Origin of the sequence: Alloalcanivorax sp. (assembly GCF_964221125.1) — a bacterium.
GTDB classification, from domain to species: domain Bacteria; phylum Pseudomonadota; class Gammaproteobacteria; order Pseudomonadales; family Alcanivoracaceae; genus Alloalcanivorax; species Alloalcanivorax venustensis.
On record NZ_CAXPXK010000064.1, the window covers coordinates 1 to 21214 of the forward strand.

23 protein-coding genes and 2 tRNA genes are annotated in these 21214 nt (G+C 64.0%); 7 read left to right on the forward strand and 18 right to left on the reverse strand.

Annotation, left to right across the window (positions count from 1 at the left end):
* Nucleotides 1–133 precede the first annotated feature (133 nt).
* Nucleotides 134–1573, reverse strand: a complete 1440-nt coding sequence (locus tag ACEQZD_RS08175; protein WP_067608112.1) for a hypothetical protein — start codon at nucleotides 1571–1573, stop codon at nucleotides 134–136.
* 347 nt (nucleotides 1574–1920) lie between these two features.
* Here ACEQZD_RS08175 and ACEQZD_RS08180 point away from each other — a divergent pair, with 347 nt between their 5' ends.
* Nucleotides 1921–2448 carry a hypothetical protein gene (locus tag ACEQZD_RS08180; protein WP_138771171.1) on the forward strand — a complete coding sequence of 176 codons (528 nt, stop codon included), beginning with the start codon at nucleotides 1921–1923 and terminating at the stop codon, nucleotides 2446–2448.
* Nucleotides 2449–2847: 399 nt separating this feature from the next.
* Here the strand turns inward: ACEQZD_RS08180 and ACEQZD_RS08185 are convergent.
* From ACEQZD_RS08185 to ACEQZD_RS08230, 10 genes are all read right to left on the reverse strand, one after another.
* Nucleotides 2848–2924 (reverse strand) — tRNA-Pro (locus ACEQZD_RS08185).
* Between the two features lie 131 nt (nucleotides 2925–3055).
* Complete coding sequence (locus tag ACEQZD_RS08190; RefSeq protein WP_142948647.1) at nucleotides 3056–3439, reverse strand: MerR family transcriptional regulator; 384 nt, start codon at nucleotides 3437–3439, stop codon at nucleotides 3056–3058.
* Nucleotides 3420–3719 (reverse strand): integration host factor subunit alpha, encoded by a 300-nt coding sequence (gene ihfA, locus ACEQZD_RS08195; RefSeq protein ID WP_142948648.1) that lies wholly within the window; start codon nucleotides 3717–3719, stop codon nucleotides 3420–3422. The genes ACEQZD_RS08190 and ihfA overlap by 20 nt, the downstream gene beginning before the upstream one ends.
* Before the next feature lie 27 nt (nucleotides 3720–3746).
* Nucleotides 3747–6122 (reverse strand): phenylalanine--tRNA ligase subunit beta, encoded by a 2376-nt coding sequence (gene pheT, locus ACEQZD_RS08200; protein WP_370184884.1) that lies wholly within the window; start codon nucleotides 6120–6122, stop codon nucleotides 3747–3749.
* Nucleotides 6123–6135: 13 nt separating this feature from the next.
* Entirely contained in the window at nucleotides 6136–7155 is a 1020-nt protein-coding gene (gene pheS / locus ACEQZD_RS08205) for a phenylalanine--tRNA ligase subunit alpha (protein WP_142948751.1), read from the reverse strand.
* 138 nt (nucleotides 7156–7293) lie between these two features.
* Nucleotides 7294–7653: a 50S ribosomal protein L20 gene (rplT, locus tag ACEQZD_RS08210; RefSeq protein WP_067610411.1), complete on the reverse strand. Its 360-nt coding sequence runs from the start codon at nucleotides 7651–7653 to the stop codon at nucleotides 7294–7296.
* 26 nt (nucleotides 7654–7679) lie between these two features.
* Nucleotides 7680–7874, reverse strand: coding sequence for a 50S ribosomal protein L35 (gene rpmI / locus ACEQZD_RS08215; protein ID WP_067610414.1), 195 nt, complete (start codon nucleotides 7872–7874; stop codon nucleotides 7680–7682).
* A gap of 50 nt (nucleotides 7875–7924) precedes the next feature.
* Nucleotides 7925–8482: a translation initiation factor IF-3 gene (gene infC / locus ACEQZD_RS08220; RefSeq protein ID WP_142948650.1), complete on the reverse strand. Its 558-nt coding sequence runs from the start codon at nucleotides 8480–8482 to the stop codon at nucleotides 7925–7927.
* Nucleotides 8483–8607: 125 nt separating this feature from the next.
* Nucleotides 8608–8684 (reverse strand) — tRNA-Val (locus tag ACEQZD_RS08225).
* Nucleotides 8685–8747: 63 nt separating this feature from the next.
* A complete protein-coding gene (locus tag ACEQZD_RS08230; RefSeq protein ID WP_067610418.1) occupies nucleotides 8748–9440 on the reverse strand; it encodes a GntR family transcriptional regulator in 693 nt (230 codons plus the stop codon).
* 187 nt (nucleotides 9441–9627) lie between these two features.
* Here ACEQZD_RS08230 and ACEQZD_RS08235 point away from each other — a divergent pair, with 187 nt between their 5' ends.
* The 4 genes from ACEQZD_RS08235 to ACEQZD_RS08250 all read left to right on the forward strand — a co-directional run bounded on the left by ACEQZD_RS08235 (nucleotide 9628) and on the right by ACEQZD_RS08250 (nucleotide 12915).
* Nucleotides 9628–10170, forward strand: coding sequence for a hypothetical protein (locus ACEQZD_RS08235; RefSeq protein WP_142948651.1), 543 nt, complete (start codon nucleotides 9628–9630; stop codon nucleotides 10168–10170).
* 112 nt (nucleotides 10171–10282) lie between these two features.
* The gene (locus ACEQZD_RS08240; RefSeq protein WP_370184887.1) at nucleotides 10283–11725 is read left to right on the forward strand and encodes a cytochrome ubiquinol oxidase subunit I; all 1443 of its coding nucleotides are present in this window, start codon (nucleotides 10283–10285) and stop codon (nucleotides 11723–11725) included.
* A gap of 3 nt (nucleotides 11726–11728) precedes the next feature.
* Nucleotides 11729–12736 (forward strand): cytochrome d ubiquinol oxidase subunit II, encoded by a 1008-nt coding sequence (cydB, locus tag ACEQZD_RS08245; protein ID WP_370184889.1) that lies wholly within the window; start codon nucleotides 11729–11731, stop codon nucleotides 12734–12736.
* Nucleotides 12737–12753: 17 nt separating this feature from the next.
* Nucleotides 12754–12915, forward strand: coding sequence for a DUF2474 domain-containing protein (locus tag ACEQZD_RS08250; RefSeq protein ID WP_370184891.1), 162 nt, complete (start codon nucleotides 12754–12756; stop codon nucleotides 12913–12915).
* Nucleotides 12916–13245: 330 nt separating this feature from the next.
* Here the strand turns inward: ACEQZD_RS08250 and ACEQZD_RS08255 are convergent, their stop codons facing one another.
* The 5 genes from ACEQZD_RS08255 to dapA all read right to left on the reverse strand — a co-directional run bounded on the left by ACEQZD_RS08255 (nucleotide 13246) and on the right by dapA (nucleotide 17568).
* Nucleotides 13246–14418, reverse strand: coding sequence for a phosphoglycerate dehydrogenase (locus ACEQZD_RS08255; RefSeq protein ID WP_370184893.1), 1173 nt, complete (start codon nucleotides 14416–14418; stop codon nucleotides 13246–13248).
* Nucleotides 14419–14482: 64 nt separating this feature from the next.
* Nucleotides 14483–15199, reverse strand: coding sequence for a phosphoribosylaminoimidazolesuccinocarboxamide synthase (gene purC / locus ACEQZD_RS08260; protein WP_142948656.1), 717 nt, complete (start codon nucleotides 15197–15199; stop codon nucleotides 14483–14485).
* Nucleotides 15200–15250: 51 nt separating this feature from the next.
* A complete protein-coding gene (locus ACEQZD_RS08265) occupies nucleotides 15251–16024 on the reverse strand; it encodes an MBL fold metallo-hydrolase (protein WP_142948657.1) in 774 nt (257 codons plus the stop codon).
* A gap of 45 nt (nucleotides 16025–16069) precedes the next feature.
* Nucleotides 16070–16687, reverse strand: coding sequence for an outer membrane protein assembly factor BamC (bamC, locus tag ACEQZD_RS08270; protein WP_370184895.1), 618 nt, complete (start codon nucleotides 16685–16687; stop codon nucleotides 16070–16072).
* Nucleotides 16687–17568: a 4-hydroxy-tetrahydrodipicolinate synthase gene (dapA, locus tag ACEQZD_RS08275; protein ID WP_142948659.1), complete on the reverse strand. Its 882-nt coding sequence runs from the start codon at nucleotides 17566–17568 to the stop codon at nucleotides 16687–16689. Before dapA ends, bamC begins: the two co-directional genes overlap by 1 nt.
* 147 nt (nucleotides 17569–17715) lie before the next feature.
* On the opposite strand from dapA, the gene bcp reads away from it, so the two are divergent.
* Nucleotides 17716–18180 carry a thioredoxin-dependent thiol peroxidase gene (bcp, locus tag ACEQZD_RS08280; protein ID WP_142948660.1) on the forward strand — a complete coding sequence of 155 codons (465 nt, stop codon included), beginning with the start codon at nucleotides 17716–17718 and terminating at the stop codon, nucleotides 18178–18180.
* Nucleotides 18181–18294: 114 nt separating this feature from the next.
* On the opposite strand, the gene ACEQZD_RS08285 is transcribed toward bcp, so the two are convergent.
* A complete protein-coding gene (locus ACEQZD_RS08285; protein WP_335629303.1) occupies nucleotides 18295–19392 on the reverse strand; it encodes an AI-2E family transporter in 1098 nt (365 codons plus the stop codon).
* 15 nt (nucleotides 19393–19407) lie between these two features.
* Complete coding sequence (locus ACEQZD_RS08290; protein WP_142948662.1) at nucleotides 19408–19635, reverse strand: sulfurtransferase TusA family protein; 228 nt, start codon at nucleotides 19633–19635, stop codon at nucleotides 19408–19410.
* Nucleotides 19636–19753: 118 nt separating this feature from the next.
* On the opposite strand from ACEQZD_RS08290, the gene ACEQZD_RS08295 reads away from it, so the two are divergent.
* Complete coding sequence (locus ACEQZD_RS08295; RefSeq protein ID WP_370184898.1) at nucleotides 19754–21190, forward strand: M48 family metalloprotease; 1437 nt, start codon at nucleotides 19754–19756, stop codon at nucleotides 21188–21190.
* Nucleotides 21191–21214 lie beyond the last annotated feature (24 nt).

Sequence of the window (21214 nt, forward strand, 5' to 3'; positions counted from 1 at the left end):
CTTGCTGGAATTAGCGAAGGAAACATGCACCAGCAGTAGGTGAAGCATCAACCAGATAATCCGATGAGATGCCGGTCTGTCTCACTCTCATGCAAAGGTAAGATCAACCATTTAATCCGCTTACCCATAATCTTTACGCTGGGTTCTTCGCATCCGCCTGGTCAGTCTGCTCCCTGCAGTCGTAGGTCAAAAAATGGACGGTCTTCCCCCTAACCGGCATCAAGAGGATATCTGAATAACGCGAACCGATGTTTTCGGTCACCGATTCCGGGCTCGCTTCCTCATTCTTAGCCATGACCGCTATAACCTCCCGGGCCCTCCGCCAGACGTGAATGCAGAACCAGCGAGCCAATAAGACCCTGGCTCCCTTATACCTCTCTCGTAACTGACCATTGGACAACAATTCGCGCTCTACCCTTTCAAGGAGGGCCCCGGCCGCATCCGGTTCACTCCGCTCGCCTCTCTCCCCGTCGTGCAGCTCCGTTGGATACTCGTTAACCAGCCACGTCACATAGTCACAAGCTTTGAATAGAAGATATTCTCGAACCTCTGCACGACGTGGTTCGCCGGCGAATGCCGAATATAAGGGCGGAGGCTTCTCCTCGCCTTCTTCCTCCTCCTGATGCGGTGGTACCAGACCGGGATAAGCGGAAGCCTCCGCCTCGATCCATCGATCCGAGTCACCGTCATTCACCTTACCGCTCACAGCAGCGGCGCTCCTTTTGTTCGAAATCCGATCGCACTTCCGGTGCACGGACGCCACAGGACTGAGTTCGCCTAGGTTCAGAAAGATGCCAGTCGAGGGAGTATCTGTCGCTAACTTTGGATAACCGATGGCGGCGCTGTTCAATACCAGGGCACTCGGCACCTTTCCTGGGACGAAGCGCCCGGTCAGGCCAGGGACCCTTAACGTGAAGAACCCCAACTGCTCCAGGCGGTGAAGATGATTACGGACTCGGGAAGGAGACATCCCCACCAGCCGAGATAGCCGACGAAGCCCAGCGTCGATCACCACCCCTCGTCTATCCGCCAAATTCCACAGAATCGCTAACAAAAGCTTGCCCGGAATGGCCAGGCGAGAAGGAAGCTGATCCTCAGCCTTAACCTGCACCCGCCCATCGAACGAATCAGTATTTTGACCTAACTGCACCGCGCGGCAGTGAAGAGCTGCAGCTACTTTATTCGCCTGACTAACGGCGCCCCGATCAATCGGCATGCTCGCCAACTTTTGCCCCAACGCTCTCTCCACACGGAACTCCCGCACAGGACGCCCCCGAGTAAATTTACCAGGTCCCCAGTCGGGCCAATCATCCTGATAGCGCGTCACCAAACACGGCCTTCGCTCCTCTGACCTGGGATCCGCGAGCAGCTCGCCTCTGGCGTCGAGAAATGTCTTTCGGCTGATCCCGAACAACTCCTGTAACTGCTTAATTTTCAGTCTCACCGGAGAGGTTCCGAACATGAGCCACACTCGCACCAGTAAGTACCTAGCCTCTGGTGAAAGCGCTGGATCTTCCGTGGTTAATAGCCACGCCATGCCACCCAGCTTGCCGTCAAGCGCGCTTTCATCCAAAATTAACACCTATTAAAAATAGAATTAAAACACGTCACAACTCTAATCGTTGATGTGTAATAATACAATCAAGAATATAATTTCGGACATCTCAGATCTAAGACAGACGTGGGGGAAATCCAATGGGGAGGGAGTGGCTCGACTGGTTTAAGTTCGAAGACCAAGAGCACTGTGAATGGGCTACCAAGTATCTCGGTCAGCGAGGCCACATAGTCGGTCCAGCGAATGGCTGGCGGTCACTTCAATCGCGTCTGAGCGGGCTGGTAGCGGAGTGGCCGGCGCGCGATCAGGCCACCCAAATGCCACAAGATCCTGCGCACGCTCCATACCTCATGCTGGAGCTGAGGATGCGCTCCGCGTACTACCAGTGGAAAAAAAGGCGGGACGATAAGCAGTTCAGCACCTACAACTTAAGAATGAGAAAAGATCTACGGCCTTTGCTGCGCCATCTTGCCAAAAATCAGAATATGACCATCAGCGAAGCTCTTGAGGATCTCGTGCGCCGAGAGAACAGCATGAGCCGGGATTTCCGGGCCGAAATGGACCGGCGCCTTGCAGAAGCGAGCCAGAAAGCGAGTCAAGAAGCGGAACACAAAGAAGAGCTGCAGAAGCAGCGCCTTGAGCAACACCAGCGTGTTATCACGCAGCTCACCAACCGGGCCGCAAACGTGGAGGTTCAGCTAGAAGGCCTCACAATAACGGACCAGGCGGCCCAAGAAGAGCGCGAAGCATTCGAAGGTTTGGTCGAGGAAAGAGCAAGCGTGATACGCGATGAGTACCAGGACGAGCTATCCCGGATTCCAAAGGCGCGTAGACGCTCCTCGGCCTCCCTACCACGCACCCCTCCTCCACCCCCGGACAACAGTACAGACTGAAAGCCAGTATCTACCGAAGCGTTTCCAGGTGATCCGCCCACCGCTGTAGCCACTCCCGGCCCCCTTCCTCATAGCCGTGCACCTTGACGCCCTCTGGGAATGCACCAGGACGCGCACAGGGTTGTTGTAGAGGGTACGGCGGAGGAGCCTGGCGTTAGGCTCGCGCAGGCCAGGGATGCTCTTCAGCACGCCGCTGCAGGAATCGACAAACCACCCTGCCCTTAATCACCTCGGACAGATAGAGCTCCACGGGTGCGCCCCGCTTTGGAAAAGGGCCTTCTACGCGACCGGGGTGCCACTCCGAGGCCGAGCAATTATTCGGTGGGGCAAAAAGTGGGGCAAAAATGCCGGCAACAAAAAAGGGGCTAGGCTGTGAATCGCCTAACCCCTTGTTTTATTTGGTCGGGACGGAAGGATTCGAACCTTCGACCCCTTGCACCCCATGCAAGTGCGCTACCAGGCTGCGCTACGCCCCGAAATTGTGCTGCTCCGCCAGGGGAAGGTTCAGTGCGGCGAAGCGGCGGGAATCATAACGGATTCCCCGGTCGGATGGAACCCGGAATCCGCGCCGGTCGGCGCGGATGCTCAGGCTTTGAGCAGACGGCGTTCAGGGATGGCGCACGCTGTTGATGCGGTCCGCGTTGAGCACGTCCAGCACGTCTTCCAGTTCGACGATCATCTGCTTGATCATCTGGTGGTAGCGGGTGGACTGCTCGGCGTTGGCGTCGCCGGAGAGCTGCTGACGGGCGCCGCCGATGGTGAAGCCCTGCTCGTAGAGCAGGCTGCGGATCTGGCGGATGGTGAGCACGTCTTGGCGCTGGTAGTAACGGCGGTTGCCGCGCCGCTTTACCGGTTTGAGCTGGGGGAATTCCTGCTCCCAGTAGCGCAGCACGTGCGGTTTGACGTCGCACAGCTCGCTGACCTCACCGATGGTGAAGTAGCGCTTGCCGGGGATCGCCGGCAGTTCGTCGTTATGACTGGGTTCGAGCATAGTCTTCCACCCGCTGTTTCAGTTTTTGCCCGGGACGGAAGGTGACCACGCGGCGCGCGGAGATCGGGATCTCTTCCCCGGTTTTCGGGTTCCGGCCGGGGCGCTCGCTTTTGTCACGCAGGTCGAAGTTGCCGAATCCGGAGAGCTTCACCGGCCGGTTGTCGGCCAGTGAGTCTCGAATCTGCTCGAAGAACATCTCCACCAGTTCCTTGGCTTCGCGCTTGTTGAGACCGAGCTCCTCGAACAGCCGGTCGGCCATATCTGCTTTGGTCAACGCCATTGGAAATGCCTCAATCCAGGCCCTTCTTCAGTCCCTGAGGGTCGCCTTAAACTGTTGTTTTAACTGAGATACTACCGCTTCCACCAGGTCGTTGACCTGGGCGTCCTTAAGAGTGCGCGAAGGATCCTGGAAGGTCAAGGTCAGCGCCAGGCTTTTGCGTCCGGCCTCGATGTTGTCGCCCTGGTAGAGGTCGAAAATATGCACCTGACGCAGGCGGTCGTCGCAGGCCTGGTGGGCGGCGGCGACCATCTCGCCGGCCGGCACGTCGGCGTCGACCACGAAGGCCAGGTCGCGCTGCACGCGGGGCTGGTCGGAGACCGGCTCGAAGTGCGGCAGGCGACCCAGACGCAGGGGCTCCAGGGCCAGTTCGAACAGATACAGGCCCTTGGGCAGGTCCAGCTGCGCGGCCAGGCGCGGGTGCAGGCGGCCCAGGTGGCCCACGGTGCGGCCGTCACGGGTGACTTCGGCGCACTGGCCGGGGTGCAGTGCCGGGTGGCTGCCCGGCTGGAACGCGAAGGCGTCTGGTTGTGACAGGGCCAGCAGCGCCTCCACGTCCCCTTTCAGGTCGTAGAAGTCCACCGGGCGGGGCTTGCCCTCCCAGTGGGCGGGCTGGGCGCTGCCGTAGAGCAGGCCGGCGACCATGGGTTCCTGGGCCAGGCCGTCCGGGCCGGGCACGAAGCGCAGGCCGGTCTCGAACAGGCGCAGACGGCTGCACTGGCGGTTGACGTTGCGCTCGGCGGCGCTCAGCAGGCCGGCGATCAGGCCGGTGCGCATCACGCCCAGGTCGGCGGAGATCGGGTTGAGCAGCGCCAGCGGCGCGTGGTCCGGGTCCACCTTGGCCTGCAGCTCCGGGGCCACGAAGCTGTAGGTGATGGCTTCCATATAGCCGCGGTCGCGCAGGGTGTCGCCCAGGCGGCGCAGCGGCAGCTCTTTCTCCGGGGCGGGGTCGCCGGCGGGGGTGCCGGCGGGCACGCGGCTGGGCAGATTCTCGTAGCCGTGCACGCGGGCCAGTTCCTCGATCAGGTCTTCCTGGATCGCCATGTCGAAGCGCCAGCTGGGGGCGCGCACCGACCACTGGCCGGCGCCGGTTTCGGTGACCGTCATGCCCAGGCGCTCGAGAATGTCGACGATGTTGGCGTCGTCCAGGGGCGCGCCCAGCAGGCGGGCCACGCGCTCGGCGCTCAGCTCGATGGTGGCGGGCTCGGGCAGCTTGTCCTCGGCCAGGGTTTCGTCCAGCGGGCCGGCTTCGCCGCCGGCGATCTCCAGGATCAGCGCGGTGGCGCGCTCCAGGGCGCGTTGTTGCAGGGCCGGGTCGACGCCGCGCTCATAGCGGTGCGAGGCGTCGGTGTGCAGGCCGTAGCGGCGCGCCCGGCCGGCGATGGCCAGCGGGCTGAAGAAGGCGCATTCCAGGAACAGATCGCGGGTGCTTTCCGAAACCGCGCTGGGGCGGCCGCCCATGATGCCGGCCAGAGCCAGGGGGCCGTTGTCGTCGGCGATCAGCAGGGTGTCGTCGTTCAGCTCCAGGGTTTGATCGTCCAGGCTTTGCAGGGTCTCACCGGCCTTGGCCCGGCGCACGCGGATGCCGCCGGTCAGTTTGGCCAGGTCGAAGGCGTGCAGCGGCTGGCCCAGCTCCAGCAACACATAGTTGGTCACGTCGACGATCGGGTCGATGGCGCGCACGCCGGCGCGGCGCAGGCGCTCCACCATCCACAGCGGCGTCTCGGCGGCGGCGTTGATGCCACGGATCACCCGGCCCAGGTAGCGCGGGCAGCCGTCGCTGTCGTCCAGGGTCACCGGGAAGCGGTCGTCCAGGGTGGCGGGCACCGGCTCGATGGCGGGCTCGTTGAGCGGGGTGCGGTTGAGCACGCCCACTTCCCGGGCGATGCCGCGCAGGCTCAGGCAGTCGGCCCGGTTGGGGGTCAGATCCACTTCGATGACGGTGTCGTTCAGCGACAGGTAGTCGCGGATATCCGTACCCACGGGGGCGTCTTCCGGCAGTTCCAGCAGACCGTCGATGCGGTCTTCGAGACCCAGCTCGGAGCCGCCGCACAGCATGCCCTCGGAGGGCTCGCCGCGCAGCTTGGCTTTCTTGATCTTGAGGTCGCCGGGCAGCAAGGCGCCGACCCGGGCGAACGGCGCTTTCAGGCCTTCGCGGGCGTTGGGGGCGCCGCACACCACCGGGAAGGTGCTCTCGCCGTCGCTGACTTCACAGACGCGCAGCTTGTCGGCGTCCGGGTGCGGCTGGCAGCTTACGATTTGCCCCACCACCACGCCGGTGAACGGCGGCGCCGCCGGCTCCACGGCGTCCACTTCCAGGCCGGCCATGGTCAGTTGGTGGGCCAGGGTATCGCTATCGATGTCCGGGTTGACCCATTCCCGCAACCAGGCTTCATTGAAACGCATTCTTTATAATCCCCTAGGCGAATTGCGACAAAAAGCGCGCGTCGTTTTCGAAGAACAGACGCAGATCGTTGACGCCGTAGCGCAGCATGGCGAGGCGCTCCACGCCCATGCCGAAGGCGAAGCCGCTGTAGCGGGTGGCGTCCACGCCGCCGTGCTCCAGCACCTTGGGATGGACCATGCCGCAGCCCATGATTTCCAGCCAGCCGCTGTGCGAGCACACCCGGCAGCCCTCACCGCCGCAGGTCATGCAGCCCACGTCCACCTCGGCGCTGGGCTCGGTGAACGGGAAGTAGCTGGGCCGGAAGCGCACCGGCAGGTCGTCCACCTCGAACACGAACTTCAGGAACGCCGCCACGGTGCCTTTCAGGTCCGCGAAGGTGATGTTCTCGTCCACCAGCAGCCCTTCCACCTGGTGGAACATGGGCGTGTGGGTGAGATCCGAATCGCAGCGGTACACCCGCCCGGGGGCGATGATCCGGAACGGCGGCTCGCCCTTCTGCATCACGCGCACCTGCACCGGCGAGGTGTGGGTGCGCAGCAGACGACCGTCACCGAAATAGAAGGTGTCGTGCATGGCCCGGGCCGGGTGGTGGGCGGGAATGTTGAGCGCCTCGAAGTTGTGGAAGTCGTCTTCCACCTCCGGGCCTTCGGCGATGTCGAAGCCCAGCCGCAGGAAGAAGTCTTCCATGCGCCGGCGCATGCGCGTGACCGGATGCAGCGCCCCGGGCTGTTCGCCGCGGCCGGGCAGGGTCACGTCCAGGGTCTCGGCGCTCAGCTGCTCGTTCAGGGCCGCTTCCTCGAGCGTTTGGCGGCGCTCGTCGATGGCCGCCTGAACGCGCTGCTTGGCTTCGTTGATCAGCGCGCCGGCCTTGGGCCGCTCTTCCGCGCTCAGCCCGCCCAGGCTCTTGAGCAGCGCGCTGATCTCCCCCTTCTTACCCAGGTAACGCACCCGCACGTCGTCCAGCGCGCGCGCGTCACCGGCCCCGGCCACTTCCGCCAGCGCCGCCTCCACCAGGCTTTCCAGGTTCTCCATCATACGATTTACCCGTTCCCGTGTTATCTATGCCTTGCTTCGGGAGCGCCAGTCGGGGCTCCCAAAACGAAAAAGGGGAAGAGCGCGAGCTCTTCCCCCGTTTCGGAGTGCTGTCGTGTAGGCTAACCGACAGTCAGCTCAGGCGGCGAGACTCGCTTTGGCTTTCTCGGCCAAAGCACCAAACGCTGCCTGATCGCGAACCGCCAGGTCCGCCAGCACTTTACGGTCGATCTCGATGGACGCCTTCTTGAGGCCGTCGATCATACGGCTGTAGGACATGCCGTTGACGCGGGCGGCGGCGTTGATCCGCACGATCCACAGACGACGAAACTGACGCTTGCGGACCTTGCGGTCACGGTAAGCGTACTGGCCGGCCTTGGTGACCGCCTGTACCGCCACGCGGAAGACGCGGCTGCGCGCCCCGTAATAACCTTTTGCTTGCTTGAGAATCTTCTTGTGCCGGCGACGCGCCTGCACACCACGCTTAACTCGAGCCATTGTTCAGACCTCCAAAAACCGGTGATTTAGCTGTAGGGCATCATGCGCTTGACCAGGGGCACATCGGACTCGTGTACCTGGGTCTTGGGGCGCAGATGACGAATCGTCTTGGCGGACTTCTTCGTCAGGATGTGGTTTTTGAATGCCTGCTTACGCTTGAAACCGGAGGCGGTTTTTTTAAAACGCTTTGCGGCCCCGCGGTTTGTCTTGATCTTTGGCATGGTACCTGTCTCAAGTTGTGTGAATAAAACAAAAGCAACCGGGGTTCCGGTTACTTTTTCTTCTTGCTGCCCGGGCTGAGCACCATGATCATCTGGCGCCCTTCCATGTTCGGGCGTTGCTCGACGGAACCGTGTTCCGCGAGATCGGCCTCCACCCGCTCCAGCAGTTCGCGACCCAGCTCCTGGTGAGCCATTTCGCGACCGCGGAAACGCACGGTGACCTTGGTCTTGTCGCCGGCCTCGAGGAAGCGCTTGAGGTTACGCAATTTCACCTCATAGTCGCCGGAGTCGGTGCCGGGACGGAATTTGATTTCCTTAAGCTGAGTCTGACGCGTCTTCTTGCGCGACTCCTTGGCTTTCTGCTTTTGTTCGAACAGATGCTTGCCGTAATCCATGATTCGGCAAACAGGCGGTTCCGCATCAGGGGAGATTTCCACCAGATCCAGTTGCTTGCCGCTGGCCTGCTCGATGGCCTCCTCTAAGGGAACGATGCCTACCTGCTCGCCATCGACGTCGATCAGTCGAACCTGAGTCGCCTGGATTTGCTGATTAATTCTGGCTCGCTGCTCGCGGCCTTTGCCTCCACGCTTAATGTCGTGAACCTCCAACTGGTTAATCGAACGAGGCCGCCATCACCTCAGCGGCTCTTGAATATAGCCGATCATTCTAGGCGACCCCTTGGTCCGCGTAAACCTGGGGTGGCCAAGCGCTGAATTCAAGAGCGGCTCGAAACTGGTAGAACCGGGCGGATTCGAACCGCCGACCTCTGCCATGTCAAGGCAGCGCTCTAACCAACTGAGCTACGGTTCTGCAGAGGGGCGCAATTCTAGGCAGCCAGGACGCCGCTGGCAAGCCCTTATCGGCCTGTGGGGGCTATTTACGGCGGCCACCCCAGGCCGCTTCGATCTGGCGGGCGCGGGTAATGGATTCCTGTACCAGCTCGGACTGGTGCTCGGCGAATTCGCGGATGATCTCCAGGGCCGAGCGCACGTCGCGGCGGAAAATGGTCTCCACCAGCGCCTTGAAGAACGACAGGCACTCTTTCATCTCGTCGTTATCCAGGTGCAGCGCCATGAAATAGGTGCGCTGCAGGGCCGGGTGCAGGTCGGTGAGCACGTCCTCGACGAAGCCGTTGCGGGCGAACGGATAGGCGTGCTCCAGGAACTGGAAGCTGAGGTCGAAGAAGCGCTCCAGATCCCGGTCGGAGGCCGCCACCTGCAACTCGTGGATGAGCGCGATGATCGGGTCCAGGTCGTCCTCGCGCACATTCTTGATCGCCTTGCGGATCACCAGACCCAGCAGCACCTGGACCAGCTCATAGAGGCCGCGCACCTGGCTTTCCGACATTTCCTTCACCACCGCGCCGCGGCGCGGCAGGATGTCGATCAGGTGGCGCCGCTCCAGGATCAGCAGCGCCTCGCGCACCGACCCCCGGCTCACTTCCAGCTCGCCGGCCACGCGCAGTTCCTGGATGCGGTCGCCGGCCAGCATGTCACCACGAATGATCTGCGCGGCCAGATGGCCGGCGATTTGTTCGGAAAGGCTTTCCCGGGCTTTAAAGGTCACGTTGGCCTGCGTCCGCTGGCGAATGGAAGACGATGGAAATCACTTTGTCCGACTATAAAACAATCCGGCAGGACCACCAAGCCGGCGCCGAATGCAAAAAATCCACCCCGGGCATGACAAGCCTGGCCCGGTCTGGTTAATTGAGGGTACAGAGGGATTGCGGACGGCCACCACGCCAAGGGCAGTAATGAAAAGGCTAATCACCGAACTGGCGGAACTGGACGGCCTGTTCGACCAGTACGCGGAGCGCTTCGGGCGGGATCAGACGCCCTATCGGAACCACGTTTACCGGGTGATCAACCTGGTGGCGGCGCAGCGCACGCTCACCGGTGACGATCTGCGCAAACTGGAGCTGGCCGGCTTCTTCCACGACGCCGGTATCTGGCTGGCGGGCACCTTCGATTACCTGCCGCCCTCGGCGCGGCTCGCCTGCCACTATCTGGACGAGCACGGGCTGCAGAGCTGGAGCGACGAAATCCACGCCATGATCGTCCAGCACCACAAACTCACCCGCAGCGACGCCCCCGCCGAAACCCTGGTGGAGGCGTTCCGCCGCGCCGACTGGATCGACCTCTCCCTGGGCCTGCTGCGTTTCGGCGTCGACCGGGAGCGCCTGCGCGAGATCAACCGGCGTTTCCCCAACGCCGGCTTCCACGCCCTGCTGCTGGGCCTCAGCGCCCGGCAGCTGATCACCCAGCCGTGGCGGCCGTTCCCGATGCTGCGGCTGTAGCCCGCCGGGGTAGGACCTTTTGTCACTTGGTGCGGATGCCCCTGATGGGGCAGCATACCGGGTATGACAGCGGCCCCGCCCGGAGCCGCCGGATCACTCAGGAGCTTCGCCCATGACCGAAACCCTGGCCCTGGACCTGGCGCGTGCCCAGTTCGCGTTCACGATTTCGTTTCATATCATCTTCCCCGCCATCACCATTGGCCTGGCGAGCTATCTGGCGGTGCTGGAAGGGCTCTGGCTGTACACCAAGAACACGCTGTACCGGGACCTGTACCATTTCTGGGTGAAGATCTTCGCCGTTAACTTCGGCATGGGGGTGGTCTCCGGCCTGGTGATGGCGTACCAGTTCGGCACCAACTGGAGCTTCTTCTCCGAATTCGCCGGCAGCATCACCGGTCCGCTGCTGGCCTATGAAGTGCTCACCGCCTTCTTCCTGGAGGCCGGCTTCCTGGGCGTGATGCTGTTCGGCTGGAACCGGGTGGGCCCCGGGCTGCACTTCTTTTCCACCGTGGTGGTGGCCATCGGCACGCTGATTTCCACCTTCTGGATCCTCGCCTCCAACAGCTGGATGCAGACGCCCCAGGGCCACGAGATCATCAACGGCCAGGTGGTGCCGGTGGACTGGCTGGCGGTGATCTTCAACCCCTCCTTCCCCTACCGGCTGATCCATATGTCGGTGGCCGCGTTCCTGGCCACGGCGCTGTTCGTGGGCGCCTCCGCCGCCTGGCATCTGCTGCGCGGCCGCGACAACCCGGCGGTGCGCAAGATGTTCTCCATGGCGATGTGGATGATGGTGCTGGTGGCGCCGGTGCAGGCGGTGATCGGCGACTTCCACGGGCTCAATACCCTGGAGCACCAGCCCGCCAAGGTGGCCGCCATGGAGGGCCACTGGGGCGGCGAGGAGGCCGCCGACGGCGAGGGCCTGCCGCTGATCCTGTTCGGCTGGCCGGACATGGAGGAAGAGCGCACCCGTTTCGCGGTGTCGGTGCCCCACCTGGGCAGCCTGATCCTCACCCACAGCTGGGATGGCACCATTCCGGGGCTGAAGGAATTCGCCCCGGAGGACCGTCCCAATGTGCCGATCGTGTTCTGGTCGTTCCGGATCATGGTGGGCCTGGGGATGCTGATGATTCTGCTCGGCGGCCTGAGCCTGATGCAGCGCTGGCGGGGGCGGCTCTACGACAGCCGCTGGTTCCTGCGCTTCGCGCTGCTGATGGGCCCCGCCGGGCTGATCGCCATCCTGGCCGGCTGGTACACCACCGAAGTGGGCCGCCAGCCCTGGGTGGTATACGGGCTGATGCGCACCGAAGACGCGGTTTCCACCCATTCCGCCACCACCCTGGGCGTGTCCCTGGCGCTGTTCGTGGTGGTCTACCTGTTCGTGTTCGGCGCCGGCGTGGCGTACACCCTGCGGCTGGTGCGCAAGGGCCCGCAACTGGAAGAAGGCGCCCGGGAAACCAGCGGCGGGCCGGGGCGGCCACGGCATGCCATGCGCCCCCTGTCCGCGGTGGAGGAAGACCTGGACGACGATCAAGACACGGACGGAGGGCGCTGAGCCATGGGTATTGATCTGCCTCTTATCTGGGCGCTGATTATCGGTTTCGGCGTCATGATGTACGTGCTGATGGACGGCTTCGACCTGGGCATCGGTATCCTTTATCCCTTTATTCCCGACCGCCACCACCGCGACGTGGCGATGAACACCGTGGCGCCGGTCTGGGACGGCAACGAAACCTGGCTGGTGCTGGGCGGCGCGGGCCTGCTGGCGGCCTTCCCGCTGGTCTACTCGGTGGTGCTCACGGCGCTCTATCTGCCGCTGATTTTCATGCTGCTGGGGCTGATCTTCCGCGGCATCGCGTTCGAGTTCCGCTTCAAGGCCCGCGACCACGAGCGCCACATCTGGGACAAGGCCTTTATCGGCGGCTCCTTCACCGCCACCTTTTTCCAGGGCGTGGTTCTGGGCGCCTACGTCAGCGGCCTGCCGGTGGAGAACGGCGCCTACCCCGGCGGCCCGCTGGACTGGATCGCGCCCTTCCCGCTGTTCACGGGCGTCGCCCTGGTGTTCGCCTACGCCCTGCTCGGCAGCACCTGGCTGATCATGAAAACCGAGGGCGAGCTGCAGTTCCGCATGTTCCACCTGACCCGGCCGCTGATGTGGATTCTGCTCGCCGCCATCGCCGTGATCAGCCTGTGGACGCCGCTGCGCGATCCGGTGATCGCCGAGCGCTGGTTCAGCTTTCCGAATATCGTCTGGTTCTCGCCGGTGCCGCTGCTGGTGGTGGGCGCCGCCCTGCTGATGCAGCGGGCCCTGGCCCGGGGCCGGCCGGTGGCGCCGTTCCTGCTGGCCCTGCTGCTGATGTTCCTGGGCTACGCCGGGCTGGCGATCAGCGGCTGGCCGAACATCCTGCCGCCGGACATTTCCATCTGGGAAGCGGCCGCCCCGCCCCAGAGCCTGGGCTTCGCCCTGGTGGGCGCGTTGCTGATCATCCCCTTCATTCTGATGTACACCGCCTTCGCCTATTACGTGTTCCGGGGCAAGGTGCGCCACGGCGACGGCTACCACTGACGCGTTGAGGAGTCCGCATGCAAAGTCGTGAAACCCGGGACCGCGACGGCGCCACCGCCCCGTTGCGCAAGCGGCTGGGCTGGTTGGTGCTGATCTGGGTGGCCAGTGTTCTGACGCTGGGTGGGGTGGCCTGGTTGATGCGCTTGTTCATGAACGCCATCGGCCTGCAGACCAACTGAACCGGCGTGTAAGAAAATCCTCACGAAAAAGTTACTCACAGATTCTGTGGATAACTCTGTGCATAGTCTGTCAGGAACTGTCCCCAGGGCCCATGATCACGCCGATGACCCCTAAATGACGAAAAAATATCCATATTATTAATTTCAATAAAATCAATCAGTTACAAACCTTTCCTTCACAAATCAAGCGGTTACGGGTGCTTGCTAAAAGTGAAATGAGCAATCGCCGTCCGCTGTGCAAAACTCCCAGCCACGGAATGCCCTTTCACGGCGCTGTCACAGGCTGCTGGCGCCGTTTTGGTGCGAAATCGCTGACGGGCCGTGCGTCGCTCACGGACGCACCAGACGGGCGTTAACCACCCCTTCCAGAGCACGGATTCTGGCCATCGCCGCCTCGGTGGGTTCTTCCTCCAGGTCCAGCAGGTTATAGGCCAGCTCGTCGCGGCTTTTATTGAGCATGTCGATCACGTTGATGTCGGCGTCCGCCAGCACCGACAGCACCTGGCCGAGCATCTTGGGGATGTTGCGGTTGGTCACCGCCAGACGCACGCCCGGGCCCGGCTCCAGAATCAGGTCGGGGAAGTTCACTGAGTGGCGGATGTTGCCGTTTTCCAGGAAGTCGGTGAGCGCCTCGGCGGCCATCACCGCGCAGTTCTCCTCGGATTCGCCGGTGCTGGCGCCCAAATGGGGCAGCGCCAGCACGCCGGGAACGCCGGTCAGCGCCAGGCTGGGGAAATCGGTGACGAAGCCGCGCAGCTTGCCGGCGCGCAGCGCCTCGGCCACCGCCGCGTCGTCGACGATGCCCTGGCGGGCGAAGTTGAGCAGCACTGCGTCTTCCTTCATGGGCGCCAGCTGGGCGGCGCCGATCAGATTCCGGGTGGCGTCCAGCAGCGGCAGATGCAGGGTGACGTAATCCGCCCGCGCGAGCAGCGCTTCCAGGCTGGCCATGGGGGCCACCTGGCTGGGCAGCCGCCAGGCGGCGTCCACGCTCAGCGCCGGGTCATAGCCGATCACGTTCATGTCCAGCGACAGGGCGGTGTGCGCCACCCGCGAACCGATCGCGCCCAGCCCCACCACGCCCAGGGTGCGGCCGCGCAACTCGCGGCCCTGGAAATGCTTCTTGCCCTCTTCCACCTGGCGGTGCAGGTCCGCTTCGCTGTCCGCGCGCAGCCCGGCCACCCAGTCCAGCCCGTCGCGCAGGTGCCGCGAGGCCAGCAGCAGGCCGGCCACCACCAGCTCCTTGACCGCGTTGGCGTTGGCGCCGGGGGTGTTGAACACCGGAATGCCCCGCGCACTGCAGTGGGCCACGTCGATGTTATTGACGCCGGCGCCGGCGCGGGCCACGGCTTTCACCGTCGGAGGGATGTCGGCGCCACCGAGGGGGTGGCTGCGCAGTAACAGGGCGTCCGGTTCGGACAATTCGCTGGCGACCTCGAAACGGTCGCGGGGAAAACGCTCCAGGCCGCGCAAGGCGATCTGGTTGTAGGTGCGAATGCGGAACATGGCGGTCCTCCGAAGGGCTGCTGGATCACCACAGCCTCTCCGTAAACCGCCCTGATTTCCAGAGTTATTGCTGGAAGGTCATGCCCAGGCGGCGCCCTACTTCCTCGTAGGCCTCAATCACGTTGCCCAGGTCCTGGCGGAAGCGGTCCTTGTCCATCTTCTCGCGGGTGTCCTTGTCCCACAGCCGGCAACCGTCCGGGGAGAACTCGTCACCGAGCACCACCTCGCCGTGGAACAGGCCGAATTCCAGCTTGTAGTCCACCAGCAGCATGTTGGCGTCCAGGAAGCGTTTCTTGAGCACGTCGTTGACCTTGAAGGTCAGCTCTTTCATTTTTTCGATGTGCTCGGGCTCGGCCCAGCCGAAGCTGCGCACGTGGTATTCGTTGATCATCGGATCGCCCAGGGCGTCGTCCTTGAGGAACAGCTCGAAGGTGGGCGGATTCAGCTCCTTGCCCTCCTCGACGCCCAGGCGGCGCACGATGGAGCCGGCGGCGATGTTGCGCACCACGCACTCCACCGGAATCATGTCCAGCTTCTTGACCAGCGACTCGTTGGCGCTGAGCAGTTTTTCGAAGTGGGTGGGAATGCCCGCCTCGTGGAGCATCTCCATGATCGCCGCGTTGAACTGGTTGTTCACCGCGCCCTTGCGATCCAGCGCTTCTTTCTTCTTGCCGTCGAAGGCGGAAGTGTCGTTGCGGAACACGATCACCAGCCGCTCCGGATCGTCGGTGGTGAATACGGACTTGGCTTTACCCGCGTAGAGTTCGTCGCGCTTTTCCATGACCTACCTGCGTTAAGTTTGAGAACCCCGCGCGCTCGCCGCCGGGGCGTCTTAGTGAATGTCGAGCCAGCCGAAGCCCTGCTCCTGGCTGGCCACGCGGATACGCTCCCGGCCCGCCTCCACCGCCTGGTGGATCCAGCCCAGGGCGTGGTCCGGCGTATTGTTCTGCTCACTCAGGTGCGACAGCACCAGGTGCTGCAGCCGGTCCACGTTGCAGTGGCCCAGCAGCGTGGCCGCCTGCTGATTGCTCAGGTGGCCCAGATTACCACCCACCCGCCGTTTCAGGGACGCCGGATAGGGGCCCGCGGCGAGCAGCTCCGGCTCGTGGTTGCACTCCAGCACCAGGGCGTCGCATTCGCGATAGGCGTCCACCACATGGGGGGTCAGCGAGCCCAGGTCGGTGAGCACACCCAGCTCCCGTTGCCGCCAGCTGAAGCGGTACTGGCAGGGCTCCAGGGCGTCGTGGGGCACGGTCACCGGCGTCACCGTCATGTCCGCCAGCTCGAAGGTCCGGCCCGGGCGCACTTCGCGCCAGTCGGCGCCGTGGAAACCGGCGGCCTTGCCGGTCACCGCCCGAGCGGTGCCGAAGGTGCTGTAAAGAGGGGTCTTGTACTTGCGCGCCAGGGCACCAGCGCCGCGCACGTGATCGCCGTGCTCGTGGGTCACCAGCAACGCGGCCAGATCCGTGGCGCTCAGCCCCAGGGCCGCAAGCCGGCGTTCCGTTTCACGCAGGGAAAAACCGCAATCCACCAGCACCAGCAGATCGCCGGCGCACACCAGGGTGCCATTGCCTTTACTGCCACTGCCCAGGGACGCCAGCCGCAAGAACGCTCTCCCCCTAAACGGCCCGGCCGGCGGCCGGAGCCCGGTTCACCATTCGCCGTGGATGCTGTCCAGGATAGCCAGGCCGGAGGTCTTTCCGGCCAGCGCCGTGCCTTCCTCGTTGAGCACCGCCACCTGGATACCATTGGTGGTGTGGCTCAATTTGAGGCGCGCCTGGGGCGGCTGCAGCTGGTAACGCTCGGGCACGGTCAGGAAGAACACCCCCTGGTCCCGGTTGCGGTCGGTGACGCGCAGATCGGTCTGGGTCAGCGCCTCGCTGACCTTCTCCCAGGCCCAGGCGAAGCTGGTGGGCATCATGATGATCGGGTAGCCGCTGCCGTCTTTCGCCAGCACCGCCTGGCCGGTGTTGTCGGCCGGCGCCGCCGGGGTCTCCTCTTCCTCGTCATCGGCTTCGCCGGGCGCCGCCACCAGCTGCGGCGGACGGGGCGCTTCGAATTTGTCCTCGCCCTCGCCCTTGCCCTGCAGGCGGCGCTCCATCTGCGGCACCGCGTAGAGCGGGTCCGCGCCGATGAACACCATATCCCCGGGTACCGTGATCGGCTCCAACACTTGCGCTTCACGGTAGCGCAGGCTGTTATCCGGAATCAGGCCGCAACCGGCCACGCTCAGCGCCACGGCGCCGGCAACAATCAAACTACGATGCATTATCCCTCCAGGAGACCGCAGCTACGCAGCGTTTCGCGCAAGCGTGGCTGGGCGGCCTCCGACAAATGAACCAGCGGCAAACGGATGCCGCTGTCGATCAGACCCATTTCGTACAGGGCCCATTTCACCGGAATCGGGTTGGCTTCCAGGAATAGATCACGGTGGAGGGGTTCCAGTTCCGCGTTCAGGGCGCGGGCACGGTCCACGTCGCCGTCCACCGCCGCCTGACACATGGCGGCCATCTTCGCCGGCGCCACATTGGCGGTCACCGAGATGTCGCCGTCACCGCCGGCCAGAATCAGCTCCAGGGCGGTGGCGTCGTCGCCGGAATAGATCAGAAAATCGTCGCCGCAGCGCTCACGGATTTCCCGCGCGCGCTCCAGGTTGCCGGTGGCTTCCTTGATGCCGACGATGTTCGGCACCTTGGCAAGACGCTCCACGGTTTCCGGCAGCAGGTCGCAGGCGGTGCGGCCGGGCACGTTGTAGAGAATCTGCGGGATGTCCACCGCCCGGGCCACGGCCAGGAAATGCTGATAGAGGCCTTCCTGGGGCGGCTTGTTGTAGTACGGCGTCACCAGCAGGCAGGCGTCGGCGCCGTCGCGCTTGGCGTCACGGGTAAGGCGGATGGCTTCCTCGGTGCTGTTGGCGCCGGTACCGGCGATCACCGGAATCCGTTTGTCGGCCACCGCCACGATCTCGCGGACCACACTGTCGTGTTCCTCGAAGCCCAGGGTGGCGGACTCACCGGTGGTGCCCACCGCCACGATTCCATGGGTGCCCTGCTCCACATGCCAGTTGACCAGACCGCGCAGACGTTCCCAGTCCACCGATCCGTCTTCGCGCATGGGGGTTACCATTGCCACGATGCTGCCGCGAATCATGCCGCTTCCTCTTAAACGCTTTCGACGCCTTGATTAATGGAGCGCTATGGTAAACCCCGCCCGAAGGGCGGACAAGCGTTGCCCGGCCCGGTAAGCTGTGCCGCTGGCGGCCCCGAGGCCGCGATCAGGCAGTAGCAGGAGACAACCATGACGATCAAAGAAGGACAGCCGGCGCCGGACTTCACCGCCCCGGCCACCAGCGACACCACCATCACCCTGTCGGCCCTGAAGGGCAAGAAAGTGGTGCTTTATTTCTACCCCAAGGACAGCACTCCGGGCTGCACCACGGAAGGCCAGAACTTCCGCGACCTGTACCCCAACTTCCAGGAAGCCAACTGCGAGATCCTCGGTGTGTCCAAAGACTCCCTGCGCCGCCACGAGAACTTCAAGGCGAAGCAAGAGTTCCCGTTCGAGCTGATCAGCGACGAGGACGAAACCGTCTGCCGCCTGTTCGACGTGATCAAGTTGAAGAAGATGTACGGCAAGGAATTCGAGGGCATCGAGCGCAGCACCTTCCTGATCGACGAAGAAGGCGTGGTGCGTGACATCTGGCGCAAGGTCAAGGTCAAAGGCCACGCCGAGGACGTCCTCGACGCCGTCCACGGCCTCTGACTTCCGTGCCACCGGGCCCGCGGGAGCGGGCCTTGTGGGAGCGGGCCCAGCCCGCGAAAGGCAAGCTTTGCTTGCCGGCAAAGGTTGCCCCGCAGGATCCCAGAGCCCTCTCTATTACTCCTTACTCCCTTCCACTTCCCCCGCCGGCAACCGCCACGCATCACTGCGCTTGGGCCACGCATTGATCACCGCCTTCAGCAAGGTCGCCAGCGGAATCGCGAAGAAAATCCCCCAGAAGCCCCACACGCCGCCGAAGAACAGAATCGCGGTGATGATCGCCACCGGGTGCAGATTGACCGCCTCGGAGAACAGCAGCGGCACCAGGATGTTGCCGTCGATGAACTGAATCACCCCGTAGATCACCATCACCAGCGCGAAGTCGCCGCCCCAGCCGAACTGCAGGTAGGCCACCGCGGCCACCGGCACGGTGACGATGGTGGCGCCGATATAGGGAATCAGCACCGACAGCCCCACCAGCACCGCCAGCAGCACCGCGTAGTTCAGGCCCAGCAGCAGGAACGCCAGGAAGGTCACCGACCCCACCAGCAGGATTTCCACCGCCTTGCCGCGCACATAGTTGGCGATTTGCTGATCCATTTCCTGCCACACGTGGGAGAGAATACGCCGCCGCTCCGGCAGAAAACCCAGCACCCAGCCCACCAGCTTCTCGCGGTCCTTGAGGAAGAAGAACACCAGCAGCGGCAGCAGCACCAGGAACACCAGGATTTCCAGCATGTTGGGAATCGAGGACAGCGACAGGGTGAGCACCGACTGCCCCAGCTGGGCCAGCTCCCGCTGGGCGATGGTGACCAGGGTGTTCACCTGCTCCATGGAGATCATTTCCGGATAGCGCTCCGGCAGGCTGCGCAGCCAGGTCTCGGTGGTGCGCAGAATATCCGGCAGCTGGTCGCGCACCAGCAGCACGGTCTGGCGCCACAGCAGCGGCATCAGCACCACCAGCACCGCCACCAGGGCGGTCAGGAACACCAGGAACACCAGATTCACGGAAAGCACCGGCGGCACCCGGTAGCGGTTCAGGGCGGTGACCAGCCCCTGCATCAGGTAGGCCACCACCAGCGCCGCCAGCACCGGCGCCAGAATGCCGCCGAACAACAGCACCACGGCGAAGCCCGCCAGCAACAGAAACAGCAGGTACACCGCCTCCTCGTCGGAGAACCAGGCATTGAACCAGCCTTTAAGCACATTCAGCATCGGAGAACCTCGGGCCTAGTCGCCACAACGAATGAGAAAGCGGAATTCCCGCTCGTCCTGCTCGTGGCGAACCAGCTCATGGGAAGACTGTCGAAGATATTCAGGGATGTCCCGGGCCGACCCGGCGTCGGTGGCCGTCACTTCCAGCAAGGCACCGGCCTGCAGGGCGCGCAACGCCTGCCGGGTCTTGAGCAGCGGCAGCGGGCAATTCAGACCGCGGGCATCCAGATATTTGATATCCATGGTGTGATCCGTTCGCAGGGGCGGTCATTATAGGGCACATGACGGCATTATCAGAGACACCTCGTCGCGACAGAATCATGGTGACACGAAAAATGCGGATCGCTAAGGAGAGTCCATTTTGATCGCTGCCGCGCGCTTCGCTCTTGTGGCCTTGCTGTGCCTGGGCGCGGGCCTGGGCCAGGCCCAACAACAGGATCTGCCGGAACTGGGCGACCCCACCGTGGCGATCATTTCCGCCGAGCAGGAGTACCGGCTCGGGCGCGGTTGGCTGCGCGACCTGCGGGGCCAGACGTCGATCATGGAAGACCCGCTGGTCCAGGAGTACGCGGAACATCTGGTCTACCGGCTGGCGTCCTTCAGCGAGCTGAACGAACCGGACCTGGCGATCGTGGTGATCAACAGCGCCGCCATCAACGCCTTCGCCGTGCCCGGCGGGGTAATCGGCCTGAACGCCGGCCTGTTTCTGAACGCCGCCAGCGAGGACGAGGTGGCCAGCGTGGTCGCCCACGAAATCGCCCACGTCAGCCAGCGGCACTTCACACGCCGCTACATGGACTCGAAACGGCGCGGCCCGGCGGTGCTGGCCGCCATGCTGGCGAGCATCGCCCTGGCCATCGCCGGCAGCGGCGACGCCGGCATGGCCGGCATCGCCGCCACCCAGGCGGCGTCGATCCAGGCGCAACTGGCCTACTCCCGCCACAACGAATACGAGGCGGACCGGGTGGGCATGCAGATTCTCGCCGCCGCCGGCATGGACCCCAGCGCCATGCCGCGCTTCTTCGAGCGCATGCTGGAGCAGCAGCGCTATTCCGGCGACCCGCCGGAGTTCCTGCTCACCCACCCGCTCACCGCCGAGCGGGTCGCCGACTCCCGCGCCCGGGCGCGCTCGCTGAGCGCGCCGCCGGCGAACCCCTCAGCGTCCTTCGAGCTGGTGCGCGCGCGCATCCAGGCCCGTTACTTCGACGGCCAGGAACGGGCCCGGGATTACTTCGGGCGGCGCCTGGAGAGCAACGACCGCGTTCAGAAGCAGGCGGCGCGCTACGGGCTCGCCCTCACCGACCTGAAAGAGGACCGCTACGACGCGGCGCGCCGCGCGCTCACCGAGCTGGTGGAGGCGCACCCGGACCAGATCTGGTTCCAGCTGGGTCTGATGGAAGTGGATATGGATCAGGGCCGCTACGCCGACGTGATCGAGCGCGGCAAGGAGGTGCTCACCATCAATCCCAAGGACTACGCCGCCTCGGTGATGACCGCCCGCGCCTACCTGCTGAGCAAAAAGCCGGAACAGGCGGCGCCGCTGCTGGAGCCGCTGCTGCTGCAGCGGCCCAACGACCCGATGCTGTGGTCGCTGGCCGCCGACGCGTGGGGCAACAGCGACCAGAACGCCCGCGCCCACCGGGCCCGGGCGGAGGTGCTGTTTCTGCGTGGTCAGGATCAGGCCGCCCTGCGGCAGATACGTTTCGCCCTGGACGAGGCCGACGGCCAGTTCGCCCTGCGCAGCAAGCTGAATGCACGCATGGGCGAAATGGAGCGGCTGTCCTCGGAGGAATTCTAGGGGCGCCCGGAACGGCGCCCCGGT

Bases quoted from the DNA above. Each gene is read 5' to 3' on its own strand.
- cydB (WP_370184889.1), top strand. From the start codon at position 11,729: ATGGGTATTGATCTGCCTCTTATCTGGGCGCTGATTATCGGTTTCGGC.
- rplT (WP_067610411.1), bottom strand. From the start codon at position 7,653: ATGGCTCGAGTTAAGCGTGGTGTGCAGGCGCGTCGCCGGCACAAGAAG.
- ACEQZD_RS08285 (WP_335629303.1), bottom strand. From the start codon at position 19,392: ATGCTGAATGTGCTTAAAGGCTGGTTCAATGCCTGGTTCTCCGACGAG.
- ACEQZD_RS08250 (WP_370184891.1), top strand. From the start codon at position 12,754: ATGCAAAGTCGTGAAACCCGGGACCGCGACGGCGCCACCGCCCCGTTG.
- purC (WP_142948656.1), bottom strand. From the start codon at position 15,199: ATGGAAAAGCGCGACGAACTCTACGCGGGTAAAGCCAAGTCCGTATTC.
- bamC (WP_370184895.1), bottom strand. From the start codon at position 16,687: ATGCATCGTAGTTTGATTGTTGCCGGCGCCGTGGCGCTGAGCGTGGCC.
- ACEQZD_RS08190 (WP_142948647.1), bottom strand. From the start codon at position 3,439: ATGCTCGAACCCAGTCATAACGACGAACTGCCGGCGATCCCCGGCAAG.
- ACEQZD_RS08240 (WP_370184887.1), top strand. From the start codon at position 10,283: ATGACCGAAACCCTGGCCCTGGACCTGGCGCGTGCCCAGTTCGCGTTC.
- ACEQZD_RS08290 (WP_142948662.1), bottom strand. From the start codon at position 19,635: ATGGATATCAAATATCTGGATGCCCGCGGTCTGAATTGCCCGCTGCCG.
- ACEQZD_RS08235 (WP_142948651.1), top strand. From the start codon at position 9,628: ATGAAAAGGCTAATCACCGAACTGGCGGAACTGGACGGCCTGTTCGAC.
- dapA (WP_142948659.1), bottom strand. From the start codon at position 17,568: ATGATTCGCGGCAGCATCGTGGCAATGGTAACCCCCATGCGCGAAGAC.
- rpmI (WP_067610414.1), bottom strand. From the start codon at position 7,874: ATGCCAAAGATCAAGACAAACCGCGGGGCCGCAAAGCGTTTTAAAAAA.
- pheT (WP_370184884.1), bottom strand. From the start codon at position 6,122: ATGCGTTTCAATGAAGCCTGGTTGCGGGAATGGGTCAACCCGGACATC.
- ihfA (WP_142948648.1), bottom strand. From the start codon at position 3,719: ATGGCGTTGACCAAAGCAGATATGGCCGACCGGCTGTTCGAGGAGCTC.
- bcp (WP_142948660.1), top strand. From the start codon at position 17,716: ATGACGATCAAAGAAGGACAGCCGGCGCCGGACTTCACCGCCCCGGCC.
- ACEQZD_RS08255 (WP_370184893.1), bottom strand. From the start codon at position 14,418: ATGTTCCGCATTCGCACCTACAACCAGATCGCCTTGCGCGGCCTGGAG.
- ACEQZD_RS08180 (WP_138771171.1), top strand. From the start codon at position 1,921: ATGCGCTCCGCGTACTACCAGTGGAAAAAAAGGCGGGACGATAAGCAG.
- pheS (WP_142948751.1), bottom strand. From the start codon at position 7,155: ATGGAGAACCTGGAAAGCCTGGTGGAGGCGGCGCTGGCGGAAGTGGCC.